Source organism: Pseudomonas sp. R37(2017), assembly GCF_002113375.1.
In the GTDB taxonomy this organism is placed as follows: Bacteria; Pseudomonadota; Gammaproteobacteria; order Pseudomonadales; family Pseudomonadaceae; genus Aquipseudomonas.
In genome coordinates, this window is the sequence record NZ_NEHO01000006.1 from 38,706 (window position 1) to 62,912 (window position 24,207).

Genomic DNA, 24,207 nt, shown 5'->3' on the forward strand with positions numbered 1-24,207 from the left:
CAGCGTTCGTTCCCTAAGATCGACCACAACAGCGCATTCGCTGCTGCAACCCTGTCGAAGGAGAACACCCATGAATGCCGGCCTGGTTCTGCCTGGTATTGCTGCAATGCAAGATGAAATGATCGCGATACGTCACAGCATTCACGCACACCCTGAGCTGGGTTTTGAAGAATTCGCCACCAGTGAGTTGGTGGCAGCGTGTCTGACTCAGTGGGGCTTTGAGGTCAGTACCGGGGTGGGCAGGACCGGGGTCGTTGCCACCCTGAAAAATGGCGAGGGCCGGTCCATTGGCTTGCGGGCTGACATGGATGCGCTACCGATACAGGAAATCTCGGATCTGCCTTACGTCAGCCGGATCGACGGTGTCATGCATGCGTGCGGTCACGACGGTCATACAACGATCCTGCTGGCAGCCGGTCAGTATCTGGCCCGGACGCGGGCATTCAACGGCACCGTGCACCTGATTTTCCAACCGGCGGAAGAAGGGCTGGGCGGTGCCAGGAAAATGCTGGAGGACGGGCTGCTCGAACGGTTTCCGTGCGACGCGATCTTCGCCATGCATAACGTGCCGGGTTATCCCGTCGGGCATTTGGGTTTTTACAGCGGGCCGTTCATGGCGTCTGCCGACACGGTGAACATCAAAATCATCGGCAATGGTGGCCATGGCGCGGTGCCGCACAAAGCCGTCGACCCGGTGGTGGTCGGTGCCTCGATCGTGATGGCCCTGCAAAGCATCGTCTCGCGCAACGTTAATCCCCAGGAGATGGCGATCATCACGGTGGGCTCCCTGCAGGCCGGGAGCGCCTCGAATGTCATCCCGTCCAGCGCTGACCTGAGCTTGAGCGTACGCGCCCTGACCCCCGAGATTCGCCACTTGCTGGAGGTCAGAATCACTGAATTGGTCAAGGGCCAGGCCGAGAGTTTTGGCGCCCGGGTCGACATCGATTACCAGCATTGCCATCCAGTGTTGATCAACGATCCCGAACAGACAGCATTTGCTCATGAAGTCGCCCGCGACTGGTTGGGAGAGGAGCACCTGATCGATGGCTTGCGGCCATTCACGGCCAGTGAGGACTTTGCTTTTGTCCTGGAAAAATGCCCCGGCAGCTATCTGGTGATCGGGAATGGCGAGGGAGAAGGTGGCTGCCTGTTGCACAACCCCGGCTATGACTTTAACGACGGCTGCCTGCCGGTGGGGGCGAGCTATTGGGTCAAGTTGGTCGAACGTTTTCTATGTTGAGACGGTGCATTTTCGCCCGTTGTGCCGGTAAAAAATCTGCGCCCTGAAGAGGAATAAAAATGAACAAGATGATTGCAGCCGTTTCCCTGATGTTCCTGACTGCCTCGAACCTGGCGGGTGCGGCCGACTGGTCTGGCAAAGTGTTAAAGCTGGGGGTGGACCCGACGTATCCACCGCTGGAAAACAAGAACCAGGATGGCACGCTGACCGGCTTCGGGGTCGACATCGCCGAGGCGTTGTGCGCCGAACTGAAAGCCCGATGCGTATGGGTGGAAAGCAGTTGGGACGGGATGATCCCGGGACTACTGGCGCGAAAGTTCGATGCGGTGGCGTCTTCGATGACCATCACGCCCAAACGGCAGGAGATGATTGCGTTTACCGACAAGGTGTCCAATGCACCGGCACGGCTAGTGGCCAAACGTGGATCTGGATTACAGCCGAACCTCGAATCGCTCAAGGGCAAGCGCATAGGTGTGGAGCAGGGCTCGACCCAGGAGGCCTATGCCAAAGCGGTTTGGGGTTCCAAAGGCGTGGACGTTCTTTCTTATCAAAATCAGGATCAGGTGTACGCCGACCTGGTAGTCGGGCGACTTGATGCCTCCTTGCAGGGCTCCATTCAAGCCAGTTATGGCTTCTTGAAAACAGCTGCGGGCGAGGACTATGAGTTTGCCGGTGACACACTGGATGATCCGGGCTTCTTCGGCGTCGGTGATGGACTTGGTCTGCGCAAGGACGATGTCGCATTGCGCGAAGACTTGAACAAAGCCTTGGCAACCATTCTTGCCAACGGTACTTACGCGCGGATCAACAACAAGTACTTCGATTTTGATGTCTACGGCGCCAAGTAACGCGTCGTCGTTAGCTTGAACAGGGCGCTCGCTCGGCCGACGCAGAATATCGGTGGATCCCTGTTCACCATCGAGCCGGCGAGGGTCCACGGCCGTGTACTGTGTCTCTGTCATCAGCGAACCGTTCAGGCTGCAGTAAGCGACGATGCGCTCTTCTGCCACTTTGGTGTACGACTCCTGTGTCTTGTGGGTGTATTCGTTCGAGGCCGCGATGCCGGACGCCCTGTTTACAGTCTATTTTGGGATGTATTTGGACAGGGTTGCCTTAAGCGCCTCGGTGACAAGCGCAATCAGAATTGGCTCGGAACTCGACTGCATGTCTCTACCAATTTCGGATTGCTGTTCTTTCACTTTTCCCGCGTATTTTGATGCGCGGCCTTCAGATACGAGTGATGACAACTCTTCTTGAGAGAATGACTTCTCATAGGCTGCTGCAAGGTTTTCATCCCACCTGGGCTGATACTGCGGCAGCAATGCATTGATTTCACCGGACACGGCACTGTTAGCATCTGCACTTCCCAGCTTTGTCGCGATCATCGCGTAGGTGTTCGTTCTTTTCGCTGCCAAAAGTGCAAGGGTAGAGAGGTTACTGCCTATCTGTGCCTGGGCAACGAATGTGCGAGCATCCTTATGAGAGGGTGTTTCAGCAGGCACTGCATTTGAATACGCGACGAGCGCTGTGAGCACGATAGTGGCAGCAGAAATCCTTTTCATTATCCGGTTCCACAGCAGGGGAATAAGTGTTTCATCAGCGTAGTTTCATCCCGGTGGTTGTGCCATTTAGTGGCCACTGCTGTGGCAGGTGGCTTGAGCACGGCGAGACTTTGAATACCCTGGTTGAGGAAACTCGAATCACGCCAGTTTTTCAGGCGCCACGACGGACTGCTTCTGGCCGATTGTCGCCTGTTGCGTTGGGCTGAAAGCGACCCAAAGCGGTCTGTTGCATGTAGTTGCAATTCACCTATGGGGGCGGCACTTGGTTATATAGCATTTTGACCTAAGAGTTTTATAGCTCACCCATAAAATCCCAGTCTACGCTCGCAGCAGTACCTCTTGATCAGGGGCAGAGCTGAGAGGTGAACACATGGATGGCGAATGATGATTTTTTGGAGGATTGCACTGGCATGTTTAAGTTTAAGGGGTATTTATTTGAATCAAAAAATTTGTTGGGTGCGACTGTTTTCTGCTTTTTATTTTTTTGTTTCTTTTTGGGGTTCTATATTTATGCTGTTGTCGATAAGCCTGGTAGTGTCGGAGCAGAGTTGTTAAGCACGGAAGGTGAGTTTTTGGCAATCGCTGCAAGTTCACAGAGAGGGATCGTATTTGTTGTGAAAAAGCACAGCGATGAAAAATTGATGAAGTTTAATGTTATCCCGGGTGCTACAAAAATTCAGAGTGGATTTACTTCAAGTGTTGGGCGAAACATTGTTTTGCAGCATTATGGTCGGCTAGTTGTTTCATGCAGGATTGATGGGGTTGAATTCTGTGTCTCGAGTTGTGTTAGTGAGTACGAGTGCAGGATGAACATATATCGTGCCGACGTTTCCGCTTTAGGAAAAATGGTCTGCACGATGCTTGTATTGGTTGTTATATGCTTTGTGGCTTATCTAATAAAAAGAAAACGGCACTACTAAAAGTCGGTTAGGCTATTGGCTGAAGCGGTAGCGAAACATATTACAGGGGGCGTCAGCCGATCAGCTGCATCTGCTAGTGCTGATGGAGATATAGACATCGTAATTAAATATGAAAATTTAACTGCAAAATCGGTATCAGGAGCGTCAGTTGCGTTGAGCTACAGCCCTTTTCGAGGTGGGGTTGGTAGCGCGGCCAGTGTAGTGTCGTATGACTGTATATGGACTCCAACTCGTTGCAAGCCCCCTTCGCTTTGGCGCCCGTGCCGACTGCACACGTATATTCGGCCTCTGTTTTCAGCATCGATTTGATGCAGGGCCATGATGGGCTATTAGCGCGTCGGCTCCCAATTGCTTTTACGTGCTTTACGCACCTGGTCATTAGAGGGTTTTTCCGACGCCGGTTCGACCAGTTTGCTATTGTTCGGGTTGCTTCGCAATCGTGGTGTAGAGGTGCTTCTCCTTGGATAAATGGGTCAGGCTGCTGTCCGATCCGGTTGGTAATCAGTGCCGTTGCGCAGCATCGCCCAAGCCATGCGCGCAGTTTTGTTGGCTAGCGCAATAGCCGCCACATTATGAGGAATTGAAATGCAATGGCCGAAAGGGGAAATTGAGCAGCTCAGGTTAACCTTCGGCGCCCTTGGAGCGTTCGCGTTGATTCTGCTCATTTTTGTCGATTCCTATGGCTATCGTGGAGCCGACATTGAGTTCATTCGTGGCAGGGCAGTTCATTTCATCGGTGGTAAAGTGTCCGTAATCACAGTTAGAGATTCGGAGTCAGGTCGATACAAGCAGCTTGATTTTCGACTAACGCAGGCACCTGAATTGTTCAGGAAAGCAAAAGGTAAAGAGATTGAGTTGTCTTTCATAAATGGCAGTTTGCTGGATTGCAGTGTCGACGGCGTGAAGCTTTGCTCTGCTCAATGTTCTTCGGGAGGTGAGTGTGAAGAGTTTTATGAGTCTAGGGAAAGCAGCAAAACTCGTCGTCACGTATTTGTATTTTTCTTGCTCTGTGCATTTGCTCATCTAGTACTCACGTGGAAAAGATGGAGGCTCGGAAACGGCCATTGACTCGTCAATGGATAACTCGATGGCGGGCCAAGACTTCTGTCTGACAGTTGCAATTGAATGTCGTGATCATTCTTTTTGGGTTATAGAGCCAACAGGTGGCGCATCTACTGTGGTCGCGACCCGGATACAGAAGCAAGGTCGGCTTGTTGTGCGCAATGCTTGTAGCTGCGGTCATGATTCAGGCTGTTCATCCGCTGAGCGCCAAGACCTGACCGGGGCCCCCGACGCACTATAATTTATTCAGGGGGGATCTTCGGAGGTGGCGCTATGTATATCTTCAAGCAGCTCCTGCTCCTGTTCGCGGTCCTTCTCGCAAACAGCCTTTCCCTGGAAGCAGTCAGCAGTGGCGACCCCATTCAAAATCTCCACACTGCCGTTTTGGACAGCAGGCAGCCACAGCAATGCGGGCATTTCCAGAACTCCCACAGGGGGGCGTTCCATGGGGGCAACCGGCATTTCAGTCAGATGGGCAACCGGCGCTTCATATCCATGGGTAACCCGCATTTCGTTCACATGGGTCACCGGCATTTCATCCCTATGGGTCACCCGCATTTCGTACCCATGCACAAACAGGGTTTCGTACAGTTTCACCGGGTAAACAACTTCGAGGTGATCAGAGGGCGCAGTTTCAGCAATGAGCCCTTCGTCTTCAGGCATGTTCACATTGTGCGTGTGTTTGATCCGCACACGGGGCAGTTCGTGATCCACGAATTTGCTCGGTGAACCGAAGAAAAGATCAAGGGCGAGTCACCACAGTCGACTTTGGCGCAAGCTCGAGTCATTCCCTGAAAAAAACAAGGCCGCAGATGCAGCCTTGTTCTCCAAACCCACTTTTTACGCAACAACACCCTCGTTACATGACGTTCTTCGACCTCGACCACGGTCATGCTCCATTCCTGCCAATTGAGCTTGTCTCCAATGACCGGCAGACGATCCAGCAAACTCATGACCATCCCTGCAAGCTCTTCTTGCGACGCGAGCGAGCAACCTGGTTGAACCGTTCGATCAGGATGGAGAAACCAATCGCTACGTAGAAATGGCCTCTCGGAGTGCGACTGAGAGAGAGGGCGCTGTTGGAGGCCTGTGCCGAAAGTAAAGATTTCAATCTCGGACGCGTTCTTTTCTGATGTGCAAACCCTGGCCGACTTTTTCAACAGAATCGGCCGATACCCGTCTTTCACAAATGGCAGCTGAAAACTTGCATCAGACCGATGTCTCCCGAACGCATAAATGGAATGTAGCGTAAGTCCTGAATTTCAAAGCCCTCCGCCGAAGCGATACTGCCAGACTATGCCAATAGCATCGTATTCACTGCCGGTACGGGTATGTGCACCATTACTCGCAAACAGCTTCAGCGAGTTATTTCGGTTCAACGGCAGCGAGAGGGTGCCCCCATAGCGTGTATTTTCCTGAAAGTCGTGGTTACCGATCCCATCGACCGAGGTACTCCCGCCAGCGAAGTAGGTACCATCCAGCGAGGCCCAGACACCGTTACTGAAGGCATAGATAAGATGCACCTGTGCCTGGTAAATAGGGTTCTGGGAAAATGTACGGTCGGCAAGGTACTGGTCATTGTCGGTGTAAAAGGTTCCCGCTCCGGATAATTCCAGGGTCACGGGTCCCAGGCGCTTGGAAATCCCGAGTTCGGGCTTGAATGACCAGCGATTGTTGCCGAGATTTACCAGCTTGCTGGAGTCGTATTGGCCAAGTGGCGCTGTAATTGCCAGGCTGGCGCCGATAATCACATCCTGTTGATAGCTGGGGAACTCAGCCAGGGACATCGCCGGGGCGCCATACAAGTTGACCGAGAAGCGGAATCTTGGATCTATCAACCCGGTAACATTTCGCTCCTTGGGTTCACCGGCGAACAGGGCCGAGCCCGTCAATCTGGCTTCAGGCACGACGATATCGAACTTCCCGGAGCGACCCCAGACGTCCAGGGACCTGGCAAAGGCAAACACCACAGTCTTGATGTTGAGCTTGGCATTCTCGAGAGGGACCGAGGGGTTCGCGGTCACGTTACCATGGAGATCGCTGTAGCCCATGAGCAGGAAATTGATACCGACCGGCGTATTGGCATAGGACCTGGGCTCGAGATCTTCTGCGACTGCACTGTGGGCTACCATGATGAGCGAAGCGGATGCGAATCGAGCCAGCCTGGCAACGCAGAGTTTGTGTTTCATCCACATTCGCTCGCTTCCTGTCAGGACCTCAGGGTTCTATGTATTGTTGTAGTGCATCTGCATGCGTTTGGCACTTAGGTTCTCCAGGACGAAATCGATGGGCAGCTTCCAGTCGTTTTCTGCCTGTAGCGAAGGGCCGCACTCACCCCAAAATCGATCTTCGGCTTTACTACAACCGTTGACGTTCGGCAACGTTATCCGAGTACAGGCGATTCTCATCCAGTGCCTGCTTGCACAGCGTATCTGTCCAGGGCACGACCAACCCTTCGGGAATCACCATGTCACCGCTGTTGCGTGCGAACTCGACACGCTGGACGCCCTCATCGGTATCAATGGTCGTCAGGTAGGTCGACTCCATGCCGGTGACCTTGCTGAGCAGGGCCAGCAAGGGACGGGTAAGTTGTTCCAGGGTTTGGGCTTTTGGAAGGGTATCGGAGAGAAGGGAAAGAATCTGATCCATTGGGGCTTGAGTGGTAGATCGATTATCGACTGATCGGCGGATTACTGTACCCGAATGAACCCAATCACAGCCGTTTCCAGGTGTTCATGTGTCGCTCGCCAGGGTCCGATCGACCAGGCGGATACTGTCGCGCCCGCCACGCTTGGACTCGTACAGCGCGGCGTCGCTTTGCTCGATCAAAGCCGCCAGGCTGGCCGGTGGTTGGTCGAACAGGTTGGCGCCGATGCTCAGGGTCACCGCGACGGGGGTGGCGAAGGTTTGCGAGGTCAGCTGGTGAAACCGTTCGCGCAGGGCGCTGCCCAGCGCCTCGATGCGTTCACCCGAGGCCTGGCTGAGCAGAATCACGAACTCGTCACCGCCCAGCCGGGCTGCCAGCGCGCCGTCAGGCAGGAGCGAGCGAATCATCTCGCTCAACGCGACGAGCAGCCGGTCGCCTGCGGTGTGCCCGTACTGATCGTTGACCAGTTTGAAGTTGTCGATATCGATCAGCAGCAGTGCGCCCGGTCGAGCGCTTGAGACTTCCTCGAGCAGGCGCGGTGCACGCACATCGAGGGCGCGACGGTTGTACAGGGCGGTCAGGGGATCACGTGCGGCCAGGCGTTCGATGCGTTTTTCCCGGCGATAGCGTTCGGTGCCGGTCATCGACAGGGCAATCAGCATGATCGCCATCACGCCCTCTACCAGGGAGATCTGGATGATCTCGCCACGAAAGGCTGCAAGGTCGATCAGGGTTCCCGGAACGACGGCCGTTATCGATTTGGCGAGATAGAACATCCCGTGGAGCAACAGCACATAACGCAGCTGCACCGTCCCCACGCTCAACGATTTGCCATGGGGCCTCAGCAGGAAGCTGGCCCTGAGCGACAACACCGCCACCAGCAGCGAGTTGGCCAGGAACATGAGCTTCGACCATGACGGCTCGTCGGGCAATAACAGCAGGGCAAGCCAGGCGACGAAAATCAGGTACCAGGCCCGTGACAGGCGCGCCTGGGTGAAGCGCGCCACGCCCAGCAGGAAAAACCAATGGGCCAATACCAGCAGGCCATTGGCGAACCAGATGCCGATCAGCAACAGGCCGCTGCTGCGCAGCAAGGCAAGCGTCGAGCCCAGAGTGATCGTGGCAAAGCCCGCGCTCCAGAACAGCAGTGAGGTTTCCCGAATGCTGCGCCACTCGACGGCCAGATACAGCGCAGCGGCCGCCGCGAGCGCGATCGAGAGGGTCAACATCGTGGGAGGGTCGAGCGCCATACCTTACTGCCTGCTTCATGTGCGATTAAAAGGCATGATTGTAAGCGCTGGCGCCGAATTTTCGCAGAGGGCAGGGCTTTCGTGAGGCCTGCTTTGCGGTCGGGATGCTTTGGCGGGCGGCGATGATTTGAACGGCGACGTGAGCGGCCAGCGCGTCACCTGGAAGCGTCGACAGCCCGTACGTCAACACAACTTCCAGGGCCGGATACAAAGGGTATAACTACCAGAACAAATGGCGGGTCACCTGCAATGGGTCCTCCAAAGGTAGCGCCCGGGCCAGGCGCTCCAAACCTGATCGGCGCCTGCGGCGCGGAGTGATGTGATGAGTTCCAGGGCATGGCGATGGGCTCGCAAGAGCCTTCTTGGCTGCATCGAACTGGCCTTGCTGGCCACTCCACTGTGCGCCAGCGCCATGTTCAAGTGCCAAGCCAGGGATGGAGCCATCAGCTACAGCAGCCAAGCAGTCACCGACGCCCGCTGCACTCGCGTGAATGGCATGGCGGGCGCTGGTGTCGGCGCCAAGGCGGCCGTGCCGCGGCTTGTGCGGGAGGACGACCCGGGCGCAGTGCGGATTCGGGTGTTCACCTTCATCTACAAGGGTCATCGTCAATATGTGAGCCGGCGCCCCGTCGGGATCGCCGCGCGGGTCGATGTCCTTGAGCTCTATTACATCAAGGGCTGCTATCTGTGCATGGTGTCGAAGGATTTCAAGGTCGCCTCACTGCGCCTGGACACCCAGTCCTATCAGCGGGAGATCGAAGCCGCTTCGGGCCTTTATGGTGTCGACAGGGCACTGGTCCGCGCAGTGATACATGCCGAATCGGCGTTTCGCCCCAACGCCATTTCCGAAGCCGGCGCCCAGGGGCTGATGCAGTTGATGCCCGCCACCGCCGAGCGCTTTGCCGTGGACGATCCGTTCGACGCACGACAGAACATTCGTGGCGGCGTGCGCTACCTGGCCTGGCTGCTCAAGCGCTTCAACGGCAACCAGGTGCTGGCGTTGGCAGGTTACAACGCCGGTGAAGCGTCCGTGGCCGAGTACAACGGCGTGCCTCCCTACGCCGAGACGCAATCCTACGTCACCCTCGTGCAGTCCTTGACCGAACGCTATCGCAACCATCGCTAGTGGCCTGTAGGGTGCATGACCCGGAACAGGCGAAATCAATGCAACGGCGAGTTAAACAAGGAGGTTGTCGCAGGTAAGTCGCGGATCATCTCGTGCGAGTCGATCCGCGCTCTTGTCACTTCAGGTTGCCGCTGAGGAACTGCTGCAGACGCTCGCTTTTGGGGTTGCCCAATACGTCCTCGGGAGCGCCCTGTTCTTCGACCCGCCCCTGGTGCAGGAACAACACCTGGTTCGACACTTTGCGCGCAAAGCTCATTTCGTGGGTCACCATGATCATGGTGCGGCCTTCTTCGGCCAGGCCCTGAATCACCTTGAGCACTTCGCCCACCAGCTCCGGGTCCAGGGCCGAGGTCGGTTCGTCGAACAGCATGATCTCCGGCTCCATGCTCAGGGCGCGGGCAATGGCGACCCGCTGTTGCTGGCCACCGGAGAGGAACGCGGGGTATTGATCGGCCACCCGCGACGGCAGGCCCACTTTGTCCAGGTAACGCCGGGCACGTTCCTCTGCATCCTTCTTGCTGACGCCCAGCACCCGGCGTGGGGCCATGGTGATGTTGTCGAGCACCGTCATGTGGCTCCACAGGTTGAAGTGCTGGAACACCATCGCCAGGCGAGTGCGCAGGCGCTGCAGTTCATGGGCGTCGGCCACGCGCATGCCATGGCGGTCATGGACCATTCGAATCGGCTGGTTGTCCAGGCTCATGGCGCCGTCGTTGGGCGTTTCCAGGAAGTTGATGCAACGCAGAAAGGTGCTCTTGCCCGAGCCGCTGGCGCCAATCAGGCTGATCACATCGCCGGTCTTGGCGTTCAGCGAAACGCCCTTGAGGACTTCATGGTTACCGTAACTTTTGTGCAGGTTTTCAACTGTCAGTTTGTACATGAACGAGCATCCTGAATTAGTGAGCCGGGCCGAGGAAAGACAACCAGCGACGTTCAGCCAGGCGGAACAGGCCGACCAGAGAGAAAGTGACTGCCAGGTAGATCAGTGCGGCGATGCCGAACGACTGGAAGGTCAGGAAGGTCGCCGAGTTGGCGTCCCGCGCGACTTTCAGAATGTCCGGGATGGTCGCGGTGAAGGCCACGGTGGTCGAGTGCAGCATGAGAATCACTTCGTTGCTGTAGTAAGGCAGCGAACGACGCAGGGCTGACGGCATGATCACGTAGGTGTACAGCTTCCAGCCGCTCAGGCCATAGGCTTTGGCCGCTTCGACTTCACCGTGGTTCATGCTGCGAATGGCACCGGCGAAGATCTCCGTGGTGTAGGCGCAGGTGTTCAGGGCGAAGGCCAGGATGGTGCAGTTCATTGCATCGCGGAAGAAGCTGTCGAGCAGCGGTTGCGCGCGCACGGCGGCCAGGCTGTAAATGCCGGTGTAGCAGATCAGCAGCTGAATATAGAGCGGCGTACCCCGAAACAGATAGGTGTAGAACTGTACCGGCCAGCGCACCAGGACATTGCTTGAGACCCGGGCAATCGACAGCGGGATCGACATCACGAAACCGAAGAAGATCGAGGCACTGAGCAGCCAGAGGGTCATGGCCAGCCCGGTGATGTGATTGCCGTCCTGGAACAGGAAAGGTTTCCAGTATTCCTGCAGTAGTTCGATCATCGCACGGCCTCCCGGGTGCCTGCGGCGTAGAAGATTTCCATCCGGCGCAAGACGTAGTTCGAAACGGTGGTTATCACCAGATAGATCAAGGCGGCCAGAATCAGGAAGAAGAACAGCTGGTAGGAGCTCTTGCCCGCGTCCTGGGCCACCTTGACCAGATCGGCCAAGCCAATGATCGACACCAGCGCAGTGGCCTTGAGGATCACCATCCAGTTGTTACCGATGCCCGGCAGGGCAAAACGCATCATTTGCGGGAACACCACCAGGCGAAAGCGTTGAGCGCGAGTCAGGCCGTAGGCGGTAGCCGCTTCCATCTGTCCGCGCGGCACGGCAAGGATGGCACCACGGAAGGTTTCGGTGAAATACGCCCCGTAGATGAAGCCCAGGGTGATGACCCCGGCGCTGAACGGGTTGATTTCGATGTAATCCCATTCCATGTACTCGGTGAACGAGGTCAGCCAGGTTTGCAGGCTGTAGAAGATCAGCAGCATCAGCACCAGGTCCGGCACCCCGCGGATCAGCGTGGTGTAGGCCTGTGCCGGCATGCGCAACAGCGCCGATCCGGATAGCTTGGCACTGGCGCCGATCAGGCCCAGGGCCACCGCCAGCAGCAAGCACAGAAAGGATAATTTGACCGTCATCCAGGAGCCTTCCAGCAACAGCGGGCCGAAGCCCTTCAGGCTGAAGCCTGACAGTCCCAGGATCATCAACAGGTTTTCTAGCATTGAGCAGCCCTACGTCAATCAGAAAAGTGCCCATCCGCAAATGGGCGCCGGGCATTATTTGCCGCTGTACAGATTCAGATCGCCAAAGTGTTTCTTCTGAATGGTGGCGTAGGTGCCATCATCGTGTAACGCTTTGATACCTTTATCCAAAAGTGCTTTCAGCTCGGCGTTACCTTTCTTGATACCGATGGCTGTCTTGGCGGGCAGCAAAGAGTTGTCGACCGGCTTGCTGACGTCGTAGTCGGCACCCTGTGGCGATTTCAGGAAGCCCAATTCGGCTTGCAGCATGTCCTGGATCCCCGCGTCGAGACGACCGGAAGTCAAGTCGGCATAGACCTGGTCCTGGTTGGCGTAGGCCTGGGTTTTCACCCCAGCCTTGTCCAGAACGGCTTTGGCATAGGCTTCCTGAATGGTGCCTTGTTCGTAACCGACGGTCTTGCCCTTGAGCGAGGCGACATCTTCAGTCACGCCTGAACCTTTCCTGGACACGTAGGCGGTTGGGCCGGAGAACAGCTCGCTGGAGAAGTCGATGACTTTTTCACGGGCTTCGGTAACGGTCATCGACGAGATCACACCGTCGAATTTATTGGCTTTGAGGCCAGGAATCATGCCATCGAAGTCGCTTTCGACCCATTTGCACTTGACCTTCAGTTCGGCGCAGATCGCGTTCCCCAGATCGATGTCGAAGCCCACCAGGCTGCCATCGGCGGCCTTGGATTCGAACGGCGCATAAGAGGGGTCGACGCCAAAGCGCAACTCCTTGTACTCCTTGGCCAGCGCAGAACCGGCAGTCACACACAAAGCCAATGCAGAAAGGGTGAGAAATGTTTTTTTCATTATTTTAATCCCTGGAACCATCGAAAGCGCTTGTGACGCAAGAGCACGCGTACTGCTTGGCAAAATGTCTTATGCACACGCAGATACTTGTACAGACAAGCATATGCAATCACCCGGCCAATTCGCGTATTGGGCGCTTGAGAAAGCGCGTACAGCGCTCTGGGGTGGGCTCGGCAGGCAGGTGAGGGTAGAGGGGGGAAGCTTGCGAAGCTGTTACCAAAGCGGGTTTTTTACACCCGGTTGGGGCATGCGGTAACAAAATGTGAGATCAAGGGCACCGACCTCCCTGACTTGATCCTTGATGCCCCGGCAGCGTCCTCGACATGGATGTAGACAAACCAGCGATCCGGTTGCACCTGATAAAAAATACGTTTTCAAAGCGGAAACTTAGTGTGAGGCGCTCAGTCCGTACAAATAGTGGCATTCTGCCACTCTTGTTGGCTCGTTCGGGTAAGCAGAGCGTTCCTGTTCCCAGACTGGATCAAAAAGTTAGAGACATTGAGATGTTAAGTTCTTTCGAGCGGAGCTTTTATGAGACTCAAGGTTGTTATGCTGGCTTCGATTCTGTTTGCCTCGCCGCTGAACCCGGCCTTTGCCGACAGTTGCAATGCAAATATCAAGGGTGGCCAGGATACGCGCTATTAGGATGAAGTTTTATACGGGCGTTTGATCGTTAGTGTCAGAAACCAAGTAAATCCAGCCTGGAGGACGAGGTCTTTTGTCCTCCAGGATCTTGCAGTAGAACTCACGCGACAGCGCAGTATTTCCGTTCCTGGGTCGTTACGGATAGTAGGGAAAATAGTTTTTCTGTTCTAAGTACCCGCGATTGGCCGTTCGATGGATGGGTCAGACCTCACCAGCTAGAGCATCGTACGTTCGAACTGCTTGCTTCAATGCAGCCATATCTGAAGAACATAAATATCTTTTTAGAGCATCAAATTTTTCTCTAGGCCAATCGTAGATTCTTAACGACAGCAACTCTTCCATGACTGTCTTTTCGAAGCGATACTTAATATGTTTTGCAGGTGAGCCCGCCACTACGCTGTAAGGTTCGACATCGCAAGTGACAACGCTGTTCGCTGCAACTATCGCTCCCTCTCCAATTCTGACTCCTGGCATTATCATTGATCTCATGCCTAACCATGAGCCATCGCCTATATGGGTATCTCCTTTTCCGACATAGGCTTCTTCAATGAAGTCCATGAAGGGGTATAAAGAAAACCAATCCGCTCTGTGCGTATGATTCCCTCCCATCAAAATTACCACCTCGGCAGCAATGCACACGTAGTCACCGACAAAAAGCTTGTCTACCTGCCATAGAGGCTCCCATTCCTGACTGACTTTATCCCCTTGGAGGTAACGAACTACCGACTCTTCAAATCCGACATTCCAGCAGTCACTGTAGTAACTGTTTTCTCCCTTGATGGAAATGTTCGGATTATTGACGACTTCGTGAAGTAGCTGGAATTTTGACCAGTGTTTGTTATTCATATGCAGCCTCGAGCAAGTGAGAAATCAATAAACAACGTTTTAAAGTTGCGGTCGCTAACGAATTCGAGGCTGTTTCAGCAAGGGTATTGGCTTCATGGAATGAGCTTGTGCTTATGGTTTGTCAGAGGTTACGGGGCCATTTGCGAAGTGTCTATGGCCAGTATCGGGGCATGTGTCACGCGAATGACCGATTCTGGTCGTTCTCTGCCGGTCATGTCTCCATGAGTCTTGCTGGTCAAATAGGGTACATCACCAGGGTAGCCAGGCGGGGACGGCGCCCTGTCTCTCAGTCAGATCTTGTAATAATTTGCCTCATATGGGCTGTTCTGAATCATTGTAGGATTTTATCCCCAATTTATTACAGGTCCGTATGAGTACCCTCCTGGAGCCTCCCAGTAGATCTTTTCAATCACATCCCAGTAGCAGTTCGCTCTACGCTATTGAGCGTGGGTCGCTTGCTTCAACGCTGCGCAGCCTCGAACTTCGGTCTTCGGGTTTGCTCGCGACCACCCTACCCAAGACAAATACCAGCGCTTCAAAAGCATCCTCTCCTTGCAGACGCTCAGGGGAAATTTGCTCGCGCGTGCCTTTCACCCTGAACATCAAAGCCGCTCCTTCGAACAGGGGGGCGTGTGTTCCTCCAGTTCGCCCTTGCACCCTGACTTTTCGAGAGATTGAATAATCCCTATGGAATGGATTGCTGATCCTACGGCATGGCTTGGCCTGCTGACCCTGATCGTGCTGGAGCTAGTGCTTGGCATCGATAACCTTGTGTTCATTGCCATCCTTGCTGACAAGCTGCCGCCCGAGCAGCGAGATCGTGCCCGTGTCATTGGCCTCTCCCTTGCGTTGTTAATGCGCCTCGGCCTGCTTGCCAGCATCTCTTGGATGGTGACGCTGACCGAGCCTTTGTTCGAGGTATTCGACAAAACGTTCTCGGGTCGAGACTTGATCCTGCTGTTCGGTGGTGTGTTCCTGTTGTTCAAGGCAACCATGGAATTGCATGAGCGACTCGAAGGGCATGTGACCGAGCGTTCAGGTAATGCGGCCTATGCGATGTTCTGGCCTATCGTGGCGCAGATTGTAGTTCTGGATGCGGTCTTTTCGCTGGACGCGGTGATTACGGCTGTGGGTATGGTGGAACACCTGTCGGTCATGATGATTGCTGTGATGTTCTCGATCGGACTGATGATGATCGCCAGTAAACCACTGACTAATTTCGTCAACGGGCACCCAACCGTCATCATGCTCTGCCTGGGCTTCTTGATGATGATTGGTCTCAGCCTGACGGCCGAGGGCCTGGGGTTCCACATCCCGAAAGGCTATCTCTACGCAGCGATTGGTTTTTCCATCCTGATCGAACTGTTCAACCAGGTGGCTCGCTCGCGTCGCAAGAAGAGCTTGCAGGGTCATCGCCCGATGCGTGAACGTACCGCGCATGCAGTCATGCGGTTGCTGGGAGGCCACAAGTTGGGGGCAGATGAAGTCGGTGAGGAAATCGCTGACATGCTGTCAGGCGATGATGCCAGTCAGGTTTTCCACCGGCGTGAGCGCGTCATGATCAGTGGCGTGCTGCAGTTGGCGGAACGCCCGATACGCGGTGTCATGACCCCTCGTGCAGAAATCGACCACATTGACTTGGCCGACTCTCCAGAAGAAATCCGCACTATGCTGATGCACTCGTCGTACTCCAGGTTGCCGTTGATCCGAGAGGGGCGAGTTGATGAGCCATTGGGGTTCGTCCACAAGAAGGAGTTGTTGAAAGAGCTGTTGGCAGGTAACCAACCCAACCTGGAAACCATGGCCCGCAAGGCAATCAATCTGCTGGACAACTTTACGATTCTCAACGCGCTGGAACAGATGCGTAAAGAGTCGACTCACATCGCTTTCGTGGTTAACGAGTTTGGTGACTTCATCGGTATTCTTAGCATGACCGACATTCTCGAATCCATCGCAGGGGAGTTGCCGGATGCCAGTGAGATTGAAGGCCCGAACATCGTTGCCGAGGACGGAGGTTTCCTGGTCAGCGGTGCGTTGAACCTCAGTCAGATCCGCGAGCACACAGGTTTTCAGGCGAGAGCGACTGATTGCTATCAGACGCTTGCAGGGATGGTCATGAGTTTGTTGGATCGTCTGCCGGTCATTGGAGACAGGCTCGATTGGCAGGAGTGGAGCATGACTGTGGTCGAGGTCGAAGAACGTCGTGTAACGAGGGTGCTGTTGCGTAAAAAGTGAGTTTGGAGAACAAGGCCGCATCTGCGGCCTTGTTTTTTTCCGGGTGCTACTCGTGCGAATGCCCGTGATATAGACCCATAACGGTTGCCTGTCCTGGATCGGGCTGGAAGATCCCAATGGCCATCACCCTTGTTGGGTAGAAAAAATCGCCGGCATTTGAAGTTGTTTGTAAATCGCGAGAGACCTCAGCCCAAAGGTGAAAGTCGAGGCAATGCTGCCGGCGATCCAGACTGACGGAAACAGATCGCGCAACAACACATAGAGCGTGCAGCCCAGCAAAATGGGCGTCGCGTAGATCTCGCGCGACATCAGCAACGAGGCTCGCCCTGCCAGGACATCCCGGGCGATACCGCCACCAATGCTGGTCAGTACGCCCATCATCACCGCCAATGGCGCTGCGAGGTGCAGCGCCAGAACCTTCTCGGTAGCCGCCAGGCCGAACAGCGCGGCCGCCAGACCATCCAGATACAGCAACAGTTGATAACGCTGTTGCAGCCTTTTAGTCAGAAAGAACGCCAGCAATGCCGCAAACAAGGCGGCCCATATGTAGTTGAAGTCGGCGATCCAGAATATTGGACGATCAAGTAGCAAGTCCCTGATGGTGCCACCGCCAATCGCCGTGATGATGCCGAGTACTACCGCGCCAAACAAATCGACACCGGGCTTTTTAATCGCCAGTACACCGGTAATTGAAAATATGGCGATGCCCAGCATTTCCTGGAAATACAGCATGTTCGATTTCCTGCGAGGATTTGAGGCAACGATAGCTGAATGCTCAACGGCAGGCGTTAATCAACGTTGGTAGAAGCGACGATGGATGAGGCTGCTGTCTGTAGGAGCGGGTGCCCGCTTGCGGCGCCCGCTTGCGGTGCCTGCTTGCGGTGCCCGCTTGCGGCATGCTCGCGAAAAAAACGACCAGACAACGCGTTCATTCAGACAATACGCGTTAACGTTGTCGTCCATCGCGAGCATGCTCGCTCCTACAGGAGGGGAGGTGGGCATTCCCAAGCCCAGCCAGCATTCAGGATCTGAGGGGTATCAGCCGACCGACTTCAACGGAATCGGCCCTTTCAGGCGATCGAGCATGGTCGCGCAGTACCAGTCGTCGAACTGGCATACACCGGTCTCGGCCGTTTCGGAGTAAGGGCCTGGTTCATAGGACGGCGATGTCACGCCACGTTGCGTGCCCTCGACCAGTGTGCGGTCCTGATCGTTGGTGGCGATCCACACTTTGGTCAGCCGATCGATATCGTAGTCGACACCCTCTACCGCATCTTTGTGCACCAGCCATTTGGTGGTGACCATGGTTTCCGTGGCGCTGATCGGCAGGACCCGGAAGCTCAGGGCGTGGTCGCCGAGGAAGTGGTTCCAGGTCGATGGGTAGTTGAAGTAGAGGAGGGCGCCGATATCGGCTTCGCCGGTCTTGTCCAGGCGGCTGGTGACCGCGGGTTTTCCGTCCATGGTGTAGCTCACCGCGCCTTTGGACAGCGGAATGCGGGTCATGCGGTATTGGCCATTGATGTCCATCACCAGGCGGCTTGGCAGGCCGGCCCTTTCGCACTTGTTCCAGTAGGCGGACAGTTCCGGATCGTCGTCGCCGCTGACGCCGCCGACCGAAAGGTTGTCCACGAACGATTGCAGCAGTTCCGGGTGCGAACCGTCGCAGTGGTAGCACTCGCGGTTGTTTTCGAACACCAGCTTCCAGTTGCCACGCTCGATGATGCTCGACTCGAAGGCCACTTTGCAGTCATCCAGATTATGCGGGGCAATGAAGGGGGCGACGGCGGTGCGGAAGGGTTCGAAGTCCGGTGCCTTGGTCGCCACACACACGTAGATGTAGGTGTGGACGATCTCGCAGTGCACGGTTTTGAGGTTGTATTGGGTCTTGTCGAAATCCTGGCCCATGTTGCCGGCAAACAGCAGGTTGCCATCCAGTTCATAGGTCCATTTGTGGTAGGGGCAAACCATCTTGGCGACTTTGCCGTGATCGGCCTCGCAGACCTTGGCGCCACGGTGGCGGCAAGCGTTATGGAAAGCGCGTACCTGGCCATCCTTGCCGCGTACGACGGCGACCGGATAATCGCCTACTTGAAGGGTGAAGTATTGGCCGGGTTTTTCGATTTCAAAGGTGTGACCGGCGAAAATCCAGTCGCGATGCCAGATCTGCTCGAGGTCCTGGCGATAGACGCCCTCACTGTTGTACAGCGCCCCTGGAAGTGAATGCCAGGGTTTGCGTTGGGAAATCAGGCTATAAACGGTTTCTTTGTTATCCATCTTATCCTCCCAGGATATATACCTTGAGCGGTCACCTTTGAATGTGACTTATATTGTTTTCAACTAACTAAGTTGCTGCCTGGCTAAATCGGATACCGGTCACGATGGGCGCAGCCTATATCGGCTGCGCCGGGCCTCACAAACGACATTTCATGGATGCAATTAATGATTTGGGGTTATCGATCAGGTCCAAAAACTAACCCACTGAATCAAACAGCGGAGCCATTGCCGCAATAGCTGAGGCTGACTGATCAAGCTCAGTGATCGCCTGTTTCACCGCCTGACTTCTTTTCTGACCGAGGCCGACAGAGAAAAGATCATATTTTTGATCCAGTTCCTCGGCGCTCAGCGCTGTGTGCGGGTCACCCTTGGCAGCAGTGATCGGGCTTGTGATCACAGTGCCGTTTTTGAGGGTGATGGTCAGGCGCGAGAGGATTTCGTCCGGGAATCTCGCCGAGATGTCGGCGGCTTCGACGATGTCGATCCGCGAACTCATCGACAGGATGTCGGGCGCGGTTATGGCTGCGCCTGTGACTTCGTCCGGGCCCACCTTGCCCCTGACGATCATTGCCGCGAGGGGGAACGCGAGTGCATATTGGGCTTCATCCGCGTTCGACGGGGTATGGCCTTGCAGGCACATCGACTCGTAGAAGGTTTCCACACGGATGGTTTCTATCGACTGCGCGTCGAGTTCAGGATGCTCGTGCTGCAGCGCCAGCATGGCCGTCAGTGCCGGCTGCGCCCACCGGCAGACGGGCCAGGGTTTGAAGTACTGGCTGTCGATCTCCCAGCGCTTGCCGATGTCGCTCCAGTGCTCGGCCACGGAGGGGTCTTCCACGGTTTCGGCAGGCGCACCGGTCATGCCTTCCTTCGCCATCAGCAGTGCATTGAGCCCGACGAAGGCGCCGGCACCGTGGGCATCGCGCAGCATTGTCGGGGCCTGGACCACGCGCATCATCGGGCAGCGGGCACTGAAGTATTCGGCTATGCCCAGGGCATGACGGAATGTTTGTTCATCGAAATCGAGCAACCGGGCACCGGCGCAGACGACACCCATGGCGGAAAATCCACCGGAGGCGTGATAGGTCGGGGAGGTGGCCATCAGCGCGGTTCCGGCGCGCAACGCGGTTTCATAACCAATGCACAACGCGCTCAGAAATTCGTGGCCACTGACGTCCTTGCCTTGAGCGTAGAGGGCATCGGCGAGTGCCAGCAGGGCGGGGACAACCGTGGCGCCGGCATGCCCCTTGGACAGGAAGTGGCCTTCGTGGGCGTCGAGGCTGTCGGCGGAAAATCCCCCGGCCCACGCCGCGCCCAGCACGTTGACCCGCTGGCCATCGAACACCAGCCGGCTGGTGTAGGCCCCGGCCGGGTAGTGGAGCTTGGCGAAGCGCCGCATCAACTGGCTGGTGTCGTTGGACACCGCACCGGCCATGACCCCGATGATATCGAGCAGGCTGTTTTTCAGGATTTGCTGGGTCTTGAGCGGAGCGTCGAGAAAATCAAAGTCGCGGCAAAATTGGAAAAGTGACATTCAATCATTCCTTCCTGTGATTTGGCCCGGTCAACAATGGGCTACAGGAAGGGATGGCTCTAGCAACTTTTTAGGCGAGCAATTGATAACCAAATCGAGTGGAAAACGACGATCCCCCTGTAGGAGCGAGTGCCCGCTTGCGGCATGCTCGCGATGGTCGTCAACGATAACGAGGGGGGGCTGATGCCCCGTGGCGTCCTTGCGTCCATCGCGAGCATGCCGCAAGCGGGCACTCGCTCCTACAGGTACAGGTACAGGTACAGGTACAGGTACAGGTACAGGTACAGGTACAGGTACAGGTACAGGTACAGGTATCAGCGGCGCGGGAACTTGGAGAGCATCCACTCCCGGAACCGGCGCAGTTCGTCTTCATTGTCGGCATTCTCCCGACAGCTCAGGTAATGCCAGCTGTTACGCAGCTGCACCTCCTGTTCAATCGGGCGCACGAGCAAACCTTGCTCTACCAGCCGCGTCACCAGGTGATTCCAGCCCAGCGCAATACCCTGGTGGGTCAGCACCATACTGATCAGCAAGTTGTAGTCGTTGGCATTGAAAATCTGCGGGCTGCTGGCGGGACGGTCGTCGATGTCGATGGCCTGGAACGCCAGCCAGACGCCCCAATCCACATGCTCGGCGACCTGGGAACGGCCATAGGGGCTCAGGTTCAGCAGCGCCGAATCCCGCACGCCCTCGATGGTCGAGATTTCCGGATGCTGCTTGAGGTACTCCGGCGAACAGACCGGGTAAATGATGTCCTGGCACAGCGGATAGCTTCTGTAGCCGTCGCGTATGCGCGAAATCTTGGTGATAAAGATATCGGGCTGAACCCCGGGCTCCATGGTCAGGAAGTTCTGGGTGGTGATCAGGTTGAGTTCGATGTCCTGGCTTTGCGCGACGAATTCAGGCAGGTGGCTCGACAGCCAGAGTGCGGAAAAGGCGGGGGAGCAGCAGACGGTCAATACCTTCTTTTGCGACTGGCTGCTGCGGATACGTTCAGCCGCCTGGGCAATGTTCACGAAGGACAACTGGGCGGCATCGAAAAACAGCGCGCCGGCCGGCGTGAGTTCGACGGCGCGACCAACCCGGGTAAACAATTGGGCGCCCAGGTAGCCCTCCAGCTCGCGGATCTGCCGACTGATCGCGGCCTGGGAAACGCACAGCGCCTCGGCCGCGCGGGTGAAGCTTTCGTATTTGGCAGCCGCCACAAACGCCTTCACAGCCCTCAACGACGGCATCTTCAGCAGGATCGTGTCCGGATCGACATGCTTGGACATTACTACGTTCTCCTAACGGCACAGCTCCCCAGCGAAGCGCGGGGAGGGTAACGGAACCGTGATGCTGCGGCTACGTTCACGTCGCTGCCGGACCATGGGCGGTCGCTCGCGAGCGGTGCGCCATGCGTTGTGAACAGGTGTTGCCGATCTATAACCCGACGTTATCAACATATCCCTGTAAATGTAGTTGGATTTGGAAAGGGGATGCTAATAAATTTGAAACATCACCTCTTTCCTGGGTTTCAAAAATAATAAAAGGAAGATCGTCGTGAAACTACGTAATTACTACCGCTGCCGTTCAAGAATAAATCCGCTGGTTTGCAATTCGCTTAAAGCGATTACTGCCAAACACGAAGGAGGCAAGGTATGAATATGAATAGCGTCGACGAGATTATTTCCGTCAAGAACGTCTTTAAAGTGTTTGGCAGCCAACCGGAACTGGCGATGAAGATGCTCGGGGAAGGAGCGACCAAAGCTGAAGTTTTCCAGAAAACCGGCCAGGCCATCGGCGTATTCGACGCCAACTTCGCTGTCCGCCGTGGCGAAATCTTCGTCATCATGGGTTTGTCCGGTTCCGGCAAATCCACCATGGTTCGACTGTTCAACCGTTTGATCGAACCCACTTGCGGCTCAATCTTTCTCAATGGCAAGGAAATCACCGGGCTGGGTGATAAGGATTTGCTGCAAGTTCGTCGCAAAGACATGGGCATGGTCTTTCAATCCTTCGCACTGATGCCTCACATGAGCGTCATCGACAACGTCAGCTTCGGTCTGGAAATCAGCGGTGTCGGTGAAAAGGAACGCTATTGCCGGGCCATGGGCGCCCTGCAGCAAGTCGGGCTTTCGGGCCAGGAGTACAGCTATCCCCATCAATTGTCCGGCGGCATGCAGCAGCGTGTAGGCCTGGCGCGTGCCTTGGCCAATGATCCGGCGATTCTGCTGATGGACGAGGCCTTCTCCGCCCTGGACCCGATGATCCGCAGTGAAATGCAGGGCGAGCTGATCAAGCTTCAGGCCGAGCAGAACCGCACCATCATCTTCATTTCCCACGACATCGAAGAGGCCGTGCGCATTGGGCACCGCATCGCGATCATGGAAGGTGGGCGGGTGGTGCAAATCGGTACGCCGCGCGAGCTACTGTGCAATCCGGTCAACAACTATGTCCGCGACTTCTTCAACGGCTTCGATACCAGCCGGATTCTCAAGGCCGGCGACATCGCCCAGCAGGACTCGGGCATCACCTATGAGCCTGGTCGCCAGACTCCGGTTAAAGCGGAAGCTTCTTTAAGAGAAATACTGCATATCGTCGCTGCCTCGGCAACGCCCATTCCGGTCGTGGACGAGATTGGCCTGTACAAGGGCTCCATTTCCCAAGGCCATCTTCTGAGCTGCCTGAATAACCATTAATTCCATTGATCAGAATGCTGATTAGTTCTGAGGCGAGGAAGCATCATGTCGGACTTTAACTTTCTGGACCCCTTTCAAAGTTTGAATATCCCGCTGGGGTCGTGGGTTGAAACAGCGCTTAAATATCTGGTTCACAACTTTCGCGAAGTGTTCCGTTCCATTCGCTGGCCAGTGGACCAGGTACTTGATGGTGTTCAGTGGGGATTGCTCTCCGTGCCACCTTTGGTATTCATCATCATTGCCGGCTTGATCAGCTGGCAGATCGGCGGTAAACGCATCGCCATCTTCAGCGTGGCAACGTTGACCGGACTAGGCCTGATCGGCGTCTGGAACGATGCCATGGTCACTCTGGCGCTTGTTCTTACATCGCTGTTGTTCTGTGCCGTCATCGGTATTCCACTCGGCATCCTGTGTGCCCGCAGCGATCGAACCGAAATGATCGTCCGCCCGGTCCTGGATGCGATGCAAACCTTGCCTGCCTTCGTGTACCTGGTGCCGGTGGTGATGTTGTTCGGCATCGGCAACGTGCCGGGTGTGATCGTCACCATCATCTTCTCCGTGGCACCGCTGGTGCGCCTGACCAACCTGGGGATCCGCCAGGTGCCGGCGGACAAGGTCGAAGCTGCCCGCGCCTTTGGCTGCACCTCCACCCAAATGCTGATGAAGGTCCAGTTGCCCCTGGCGGCGCCAACCATGATGGCTGGCCTGAACCAGACCCTGATGCTGTCCCTGTCGATGGTGGTGGTCGCATCGATGATCTCCGTAGGCGGTCTGGGCCTGATGGTGTTGAGCGGCATCGGTCGCCTCGACATGGGGCTGGCCAGTGTCGGCGGTGCCGGCCTGGTACTGCTGGCGGTGTTCCTCGACCGCTTGACCCAGGCCATGGGCCAACGCAGCAGCGACCTGGCGTCCGGTCAGCGCTGGTATGAGACCGGGCCTGTGGGCCTTGTCATGAAGCTGAAGAAAAAGAAGAACGTTACACGTCCAGCGATTAATTAAGTTTGCTGCTCACCTGA

22 protein-coding genes and 1 pseudogene are annotated in these 24,207 nt (G+C 55.9%); 8 read left to right on the forward strand and 15 right to left on the reverse strand.

The annotated features are described in order from the left end of the window. Positions 1 to 70 precede the first annotated feature (70 nt). Together CAG47_RS12165 and CAG47_RS12170 are read left to right on the forward strand one after the other, a co-directional pair. Positions 71 to 1,240, forward strand: coding sequence for a M20 aminoacylase family protein (locus CAG47_RS12165; protein ID WP_085725101.1), 1,170 nt, complete (start codon positions 71 to 73; stop codon positions 1,238 to 1,240). 59 nt (positions 1,241 to 1,299) lie between these two features. Beyond that, entirely contained in the window at positions 1,300 to 2,088 is a 789-nt protein-coding gene (locus tag CAG47_RS12170) for an ABC transporter substrate-binding protein (protein WP_085725102.1), read from the forward strand. Between the two features lie 234 nt (positions 2,089 to 2,322). Here the strand turns inward: CAG47_RS12170 and CAG47_RS12175 are convergent, their stop codons facing one another. Continuing rightward, positions 2,323 to 2,802, reverse strand: a complete 480-nt coding sequence (locus tag CAG47_RS12175) for a hypothetical protein (protein WP_085725103.1) — start codon at positions 2,800 to 2,802, stop codon at positions 2,323 to 2,325. Between the two features lie 410 nt (positions 2,803 to 3,212). Between CAG47_RS12175 and CAG47_RS12180 the strand changes: the two genes are divergently transcribed. Beyond that, a complete protein-coding gene (locus CAG47_RS12180; RefSeq protein WP_085725320.1) occupies positions 3,213 to 3,722 on the forward strand; it encodes a hypothetical protein in 510 nt (169 codons plus the stop codon). Between the two features lie 585 nt (positions 3,723 to 4,307). Then, a complete protein-coding gene (locus tag CAG47_RS28695; RefSeq protein WP_177408976.1) occupies positions 4,308 to 4,790 on the forward strand; it encodes a hypothetical protein in 483 nt (160 codons plus the stop codon). Positions 4,791 to 5,030: 240 nt separating this feature from the next. On the opposite strand, the gene CAG47_RS28570 is transcribed toward CAG47_RS28695, so the two are convergent. From CAG47_RS28570 to CAG47_RS12210, 5 genes and pseudogenes are all read right to left on the reverse strand, one after another. Further along, on the reverse strand, positions 5,031 to 5,498 hold the full coding sequence (locus CAG47_RS28570) for a hypothetical protein (protein WP_177408974.1): 468 nt from the start codon (positions 5,496 to 5,498) through the stop codon (positions 5,031 to 5,033). A gap of 125 nt (positions 5,499 to 5,623) precedes the next feature. Continuing rightward, positions 5,624 to 5,758: pseudogene (locus CAG47_RS28975) on the reverse strand (transporter associated domain-containing protein); the annotation flags it as partial. A 288-nt stretch (positions 5,759 to 6,046) separates the two neighbouring features. Continuing rightward, on the reverse strand, positions 6,047 to 6,979 hold the full coding sequence (locus CAG47_RS12200) for a transporter (RefSeq protein ID WP_085725106.1): 933 nt from the start codon (positions 6,977 to 6,979) through the stop codon (positions 6,047 to 6,049). A 163-nt stretch (positions 6,980 to 7,142) separates the two neighbouring features. Then, positions 7,143 to 7,433 (reverse strand): hypothetical protein, encoded by a 291-nt coding sequence (locus CAG47_RS12205; RefSeq protein ID WP_256577408.1) that lies wholly within the window; start codon positions 7,431 to 7,433, stop codon positions 7,143 to 7,145. Positions 7,434 to 7,517: 84 nt separating this feature from the next. Beyond that, entirely contained in the window at positions 7,518 to 8,681 is a 1,164-nt protein-coding gene (locus tag CAG47_RS12210) for a GGDEF domain-containing protein (RefSeq protein ID WP_085725107.1), read from the reverse strand. Between the two features lie 322 nt (positions 8,682 to 9,003). On the opposite strand from CAG47_RS12210, the gene CAG47_RS12215 reads away from it, so the two are divergent. After that, complete coding sequence (locus CAG47_RS12215; protein ID WP_085725108.1) at positions 9,004 to 9,807, forward strand: lytic transglycosylase domain-containing protein; 804 nt, start codon at positions 9,004 to 9,006, stop codon at positions 9,805 to 9,807. A gap of 115 nt (positions 9,808 to 9,922) precedes the next feature. On the opposite strand, the gene CAG47_RS12220 is transcribed toward CAG47_RS12215, so the two are convergent. The 5 genes from CAG47_RS12220 to CAG47_RS29245 all read right to left on the reverse strand — a co-directional run bounded on the left by CAG47_RS12220 (position 9,923) and on the right by CAG47_RS29245 (position 14,467). Then, positions 9,923 to 10,687, reverse strand: coding sequence for an ABC transporter ATP-binding protein (locus tag CAG47_RS12220; protein ID WP_085725109.1), 765 nt, complete (start codon positions 10,685 to 10,687; stop codon positions 9,923 to 9,925). Between the two features lie 16 nt (positions 10,688 to 10,703). Beyond that, positions 10,704 to 11,414 carry an ABC transporter permease gene (locus tag CAG47_RS12225; RefSeq protein WP_085725110.1) on the reverse strand — a complete coding sequence of 237 codons (711 nt, stop codon included), beginning with the start codon at positions 11,412 to 11,414 and terminating at the stop codon, positions 10,704 to 10,706. Continuing rightward, positions 11,411 to 12,139 carry an ABC transporter permease gene (locus tag CAG47_RS12230; protein ID WP_085725111.1) on the reverse strand — a complete coding sequence of 243 codons (729 nt, stop codon included), beginning with the start codon at positions 12,137 to 12,139 and terminating at the stop codon, positions 11,411 to 11,413. Before CAG47_RS12230 ends, CAG47_RS12225 begins: the two co-directional genes overlap by 4 nt. A 54-nt stretch (positions 12,140 to 12,193) precedes the next feature. After that, entirely contained in the window at positions 12,194 to 12,976 is a 783-nt protein-coding gene (locus tag CAG47_RS12235; protein ID WP_085725112.1) for a transporter substrate-binding domain-containing protein, read from the reverse strand. Between the two features lie 846 nt (positions 12,977 to 13,822). Beyond that, a complete protein-coding gene (locus CAG47_RS29245; protein WP_085725113.1) occupies positions 13,823 to 14,467 on the reverse strand; it encodes a CatB-related O-acetyltransferase in 645 nt (214 codons plus the stop codon). A 687-nt stretch (positions 14,468 to 15,154) separates the two neighbouring features. Between CAG47_RS29245 and CAG47_RS12245 the strand changes: the two genes are divergently transcribed. Continuing rightward, positions 15,155 to 16,702 (forward strand): TerC family protein, encoded by a 1,548-nt coding sequence (locus tag CAG47_RS12245; RefSeq protein WP_085725114.1) that lies wholly within the window; start codon positions 15,155 to 15,157, stop codon positions 16,700 to 16,702. 123 nt (positions 16,703 to 16,825) lie between these two features. Here the strand turns inward: CAG47_RS12245 and CAG47_RS12250 are convergent, their stop codons facing one another. The 4 genes from CAG47_RS12250 to CAG47_RS12265 all read right to left on the reverse strand — a co-directional run bounded on the left by CAG47_RS12250 (position 16,826) and on the right by CAG47_RS12265 (position 21,784). After that, on the reverse strand, positions 16,826 to 17,434 hold the full coding sequence (locus tag CAG47_RS12250) for a trimeric intracellular cation channel family protein (protein WP_085725115.1): 609 nt from the start codon (positions 17,432 to 17,434) through the stop codon (positions 16,826 to 16,828). Between the two features lie 306 nt (positions 17,435 to 17,740). Beyond that, positions 17,741 to 18,976 carry an aromatic ring-hydroxylating dioxygenase subunit alpha gene (locus tag CAG47_RS12255; RefSeq protein WP_085725116.1) on the reverse strand — a complete coding sequence of 412 codons (1,236 nt, stop codon included), beginning with the start codon at positions 18,974 to 18,976 and terminating at the stop codon, positions 17,741 to 17,743. Positions 18,977 to 19,172: 196 nt separating this feature from the next. Further along, entirely contained in the window at positions 19,173 to 20,510 is a 1,338-nt protein-coding gene (locus CAG47_RS12260; protein ID WP_085725117.1) for an MmgE/PrpD family protein, read from the reverse strand. A 314-nt stretch (positions 20,511 to 20,824) separates the two neighbouring features. Continuing rightward, positions 20,825 to 21,784, reverse strand: coding sequence for a LysR family transcriptional regulator (locus tag CAG47_RS12265; RefSeq protein WP_085725118.1), 960 nt, complete (start codon positions 21,782 to 21,784; stop codon positions 20,825 to 20,827). 372 nt (positions 21,785 to 22,156) lie between these two features. Between CAG47_RS12265 and CAG47_RS12270 the strand changes: the two genes are divergently transcribed. Together CAG47_RS12270 and proW are read left to right on the forward strand one after the other, a co-directional pair. Continuing rightward, positions 22,157 to 23,191: a glycine betaine/L-proline ABC transporter ATP-binding protein gene (locus tag CAG47_RS12270; RefSeq protein WP_085725321.1), complete on the forward strand. Its 1,035-nt coding sequence runs from the start codon at positions 22,157 to 22,159 to the stop codon at positions 23,189 to 23,191. Between the two features lie 45 nt (positions 23,192 to 23,236). Further along, on the forward strand, positions 23,237 to 24,190 hold the full coding sequence (gene proW / locus CAG47_RS12275; protein WP_085725119.1) for a glycine betaine/L-proline ABC transporter permease ProW: 954 nt from the start codon (positions 23,237 to 23,239) through the stop codon (positions 24,188 to 24,190). Positions 24,191 to 24,207: the final 17 nt, after the last annotated feature.

Excerpts from the sequence above, each read along its gene's own strand:
- CAG47_RS12165 (WP_085725101.1), top strand. The coding sequence starts at position 71 with ATGAATGCCGGCCTGGTTCTGCCTGGTATTGCTGCAATGCAAGATGAA.
- CAG47_RS12170 (WP_085725102.1), top strand. The coding sequence starts at position 1,300 with ATGAACAAGATGATTGCAGCCGTTTCCCTGATGTTCCTGACTGCCTCG.
- CAG47_RS12175 (WP_085725103.1), bottom strand. The coding sequence starts at position 2,802 with ATGAAAAGGATTTCTGCTGCCACTATCGTGCTCACAGCGCTCGTCGCG.
- CAG47_RS12180 (WP_085725320.1), top strand. The coding sequence starts at position 3,213 with ATGTTTAAGTTTAAGGGGTATTTATTTGAATCAAAAAATTTGTTGGGT.
- CAG47_RS28695 (WP_177408976.1), top strand. The coding sequence starts at position 4,308 with ATGCAATGGCCGAAAGGGGAAATTGAGCAGCTCAGGTTAACCTTCGGC.
- CAG47_RS12200 (WP_085725106.1), bottom strand. The coding sequence starts at position 6,979 with ATGTGGATGAAACACAAACTCTGCGTTGCCAGGCTGGCTCGATTCGCA.
- CAG47_RS12205 (WP_256577408.1), bottom strand. The coding sequence starts at position 7,433 with ATGGATCAGATTCTTTCCCTTCTCTCCGATACCCTTCCAAAAGCCCAA.
- CAG47_RS12210 (WP_085725107.1), bottom strand. The coding sequence starts at position 8,681 with ATGGCGCTCGACCCTCCCACGATGTTGACCCTCTCGATCGCGCTCGCG.
- CAG47_RS12215 (WP_085725108.1), top strand. The coding sequence starts at position 9,004 with ATGAGTTCCAGGGCATGGCGATGGGCTCGCAAGAGCCTTCTTGGCTGC.
- CAG47_RS12220 (WP_085725109.1), bottom strand. The coding sequence starts at position 10,687 with ATGTACAAACTGACAGTTGAAAACCTGCACAAAAGTTACGGTAACCAT.
- CAG47_RS12225 (WP_085725110.1), bottom strand. The coding sequence starts at position 11,414 with ATGATCGAACTACTGCAGGAATACTGGAAACCTTTCCTGTTCCAGGAC.
- CAG47_RS12230 (WP_085725111.1), bottom strand. The coding sequence starts at position 12,139 with ATGCTAGAAAACCTGTTGATGATCCTGGGACTGTCAGGCTTCAGCCTG.
- CAG47_RS12235 (WP_085725112.1), bottom strand. The coding sequence starts at position 12,976 with ATGAAAAAAACATTTCTCACCCTTTCTGCATTGGCTTTGTGTGTGACT.
- CAG47_RS29245 (WP_085725113.1), bottom strand. The coding sequence starts at position 14,467 with ATGAATAACAAACACTGGTCAAAATTCCAGCTACTTCACGAAGTCGTC.
- CAG47_RS12245 (WP_085725114.1), top strand. The coding sequence starts at position 15,155 with ATGGAATGGATTGCTGATCCTACGGCATGGCTTGGCCTGCTGACCCTG.
- CAG47_RS12250 (WP_085725115.1), bottom strand. The coding sequence starts at position 17,434 with ATGCTGTATTTCCAGGAAATGCTGGGCATCGCCATATTTTCAATTACC.
- CAG47_RS12255 (WP_085725116.1), bottom strand. The coding sequence starts at position 18,976 with ATGGATAACAAAGAAACCGTTTATAGCCTGATTTCCCAACGCAAACCC.
- CAG47_RS12260 (WP_085725117.1), bottom strand. The coding sequence starts at position 20,510 with ATGTCACTTTTCCAATTTTGCCGCGACTTTGATTTTCTCGACGCTCCG.
- CAG47_RS12265 (WP_085725118.1), bottom strand. The coding sequence starts at position 21,784 with ATGTCCAAGCATGTCGATCCGGACACGATCCTGCTGAAGATGCCGTCG.
- CAG47_RS12270 (WP_085725321.1), top strand. The coding sequence starts at position 22,157 with ATGAATAGCGTCGACGAGATTATTTCCGTCAAGAACGTCTTTAAAGTG.
- proW (WP_085725119.1), top strand. The coding sequence starts at position 23,237 with ATGTCGGACTTTAACTTTCTGGACCCCTTTCAAAGTTTGAATATCCCG.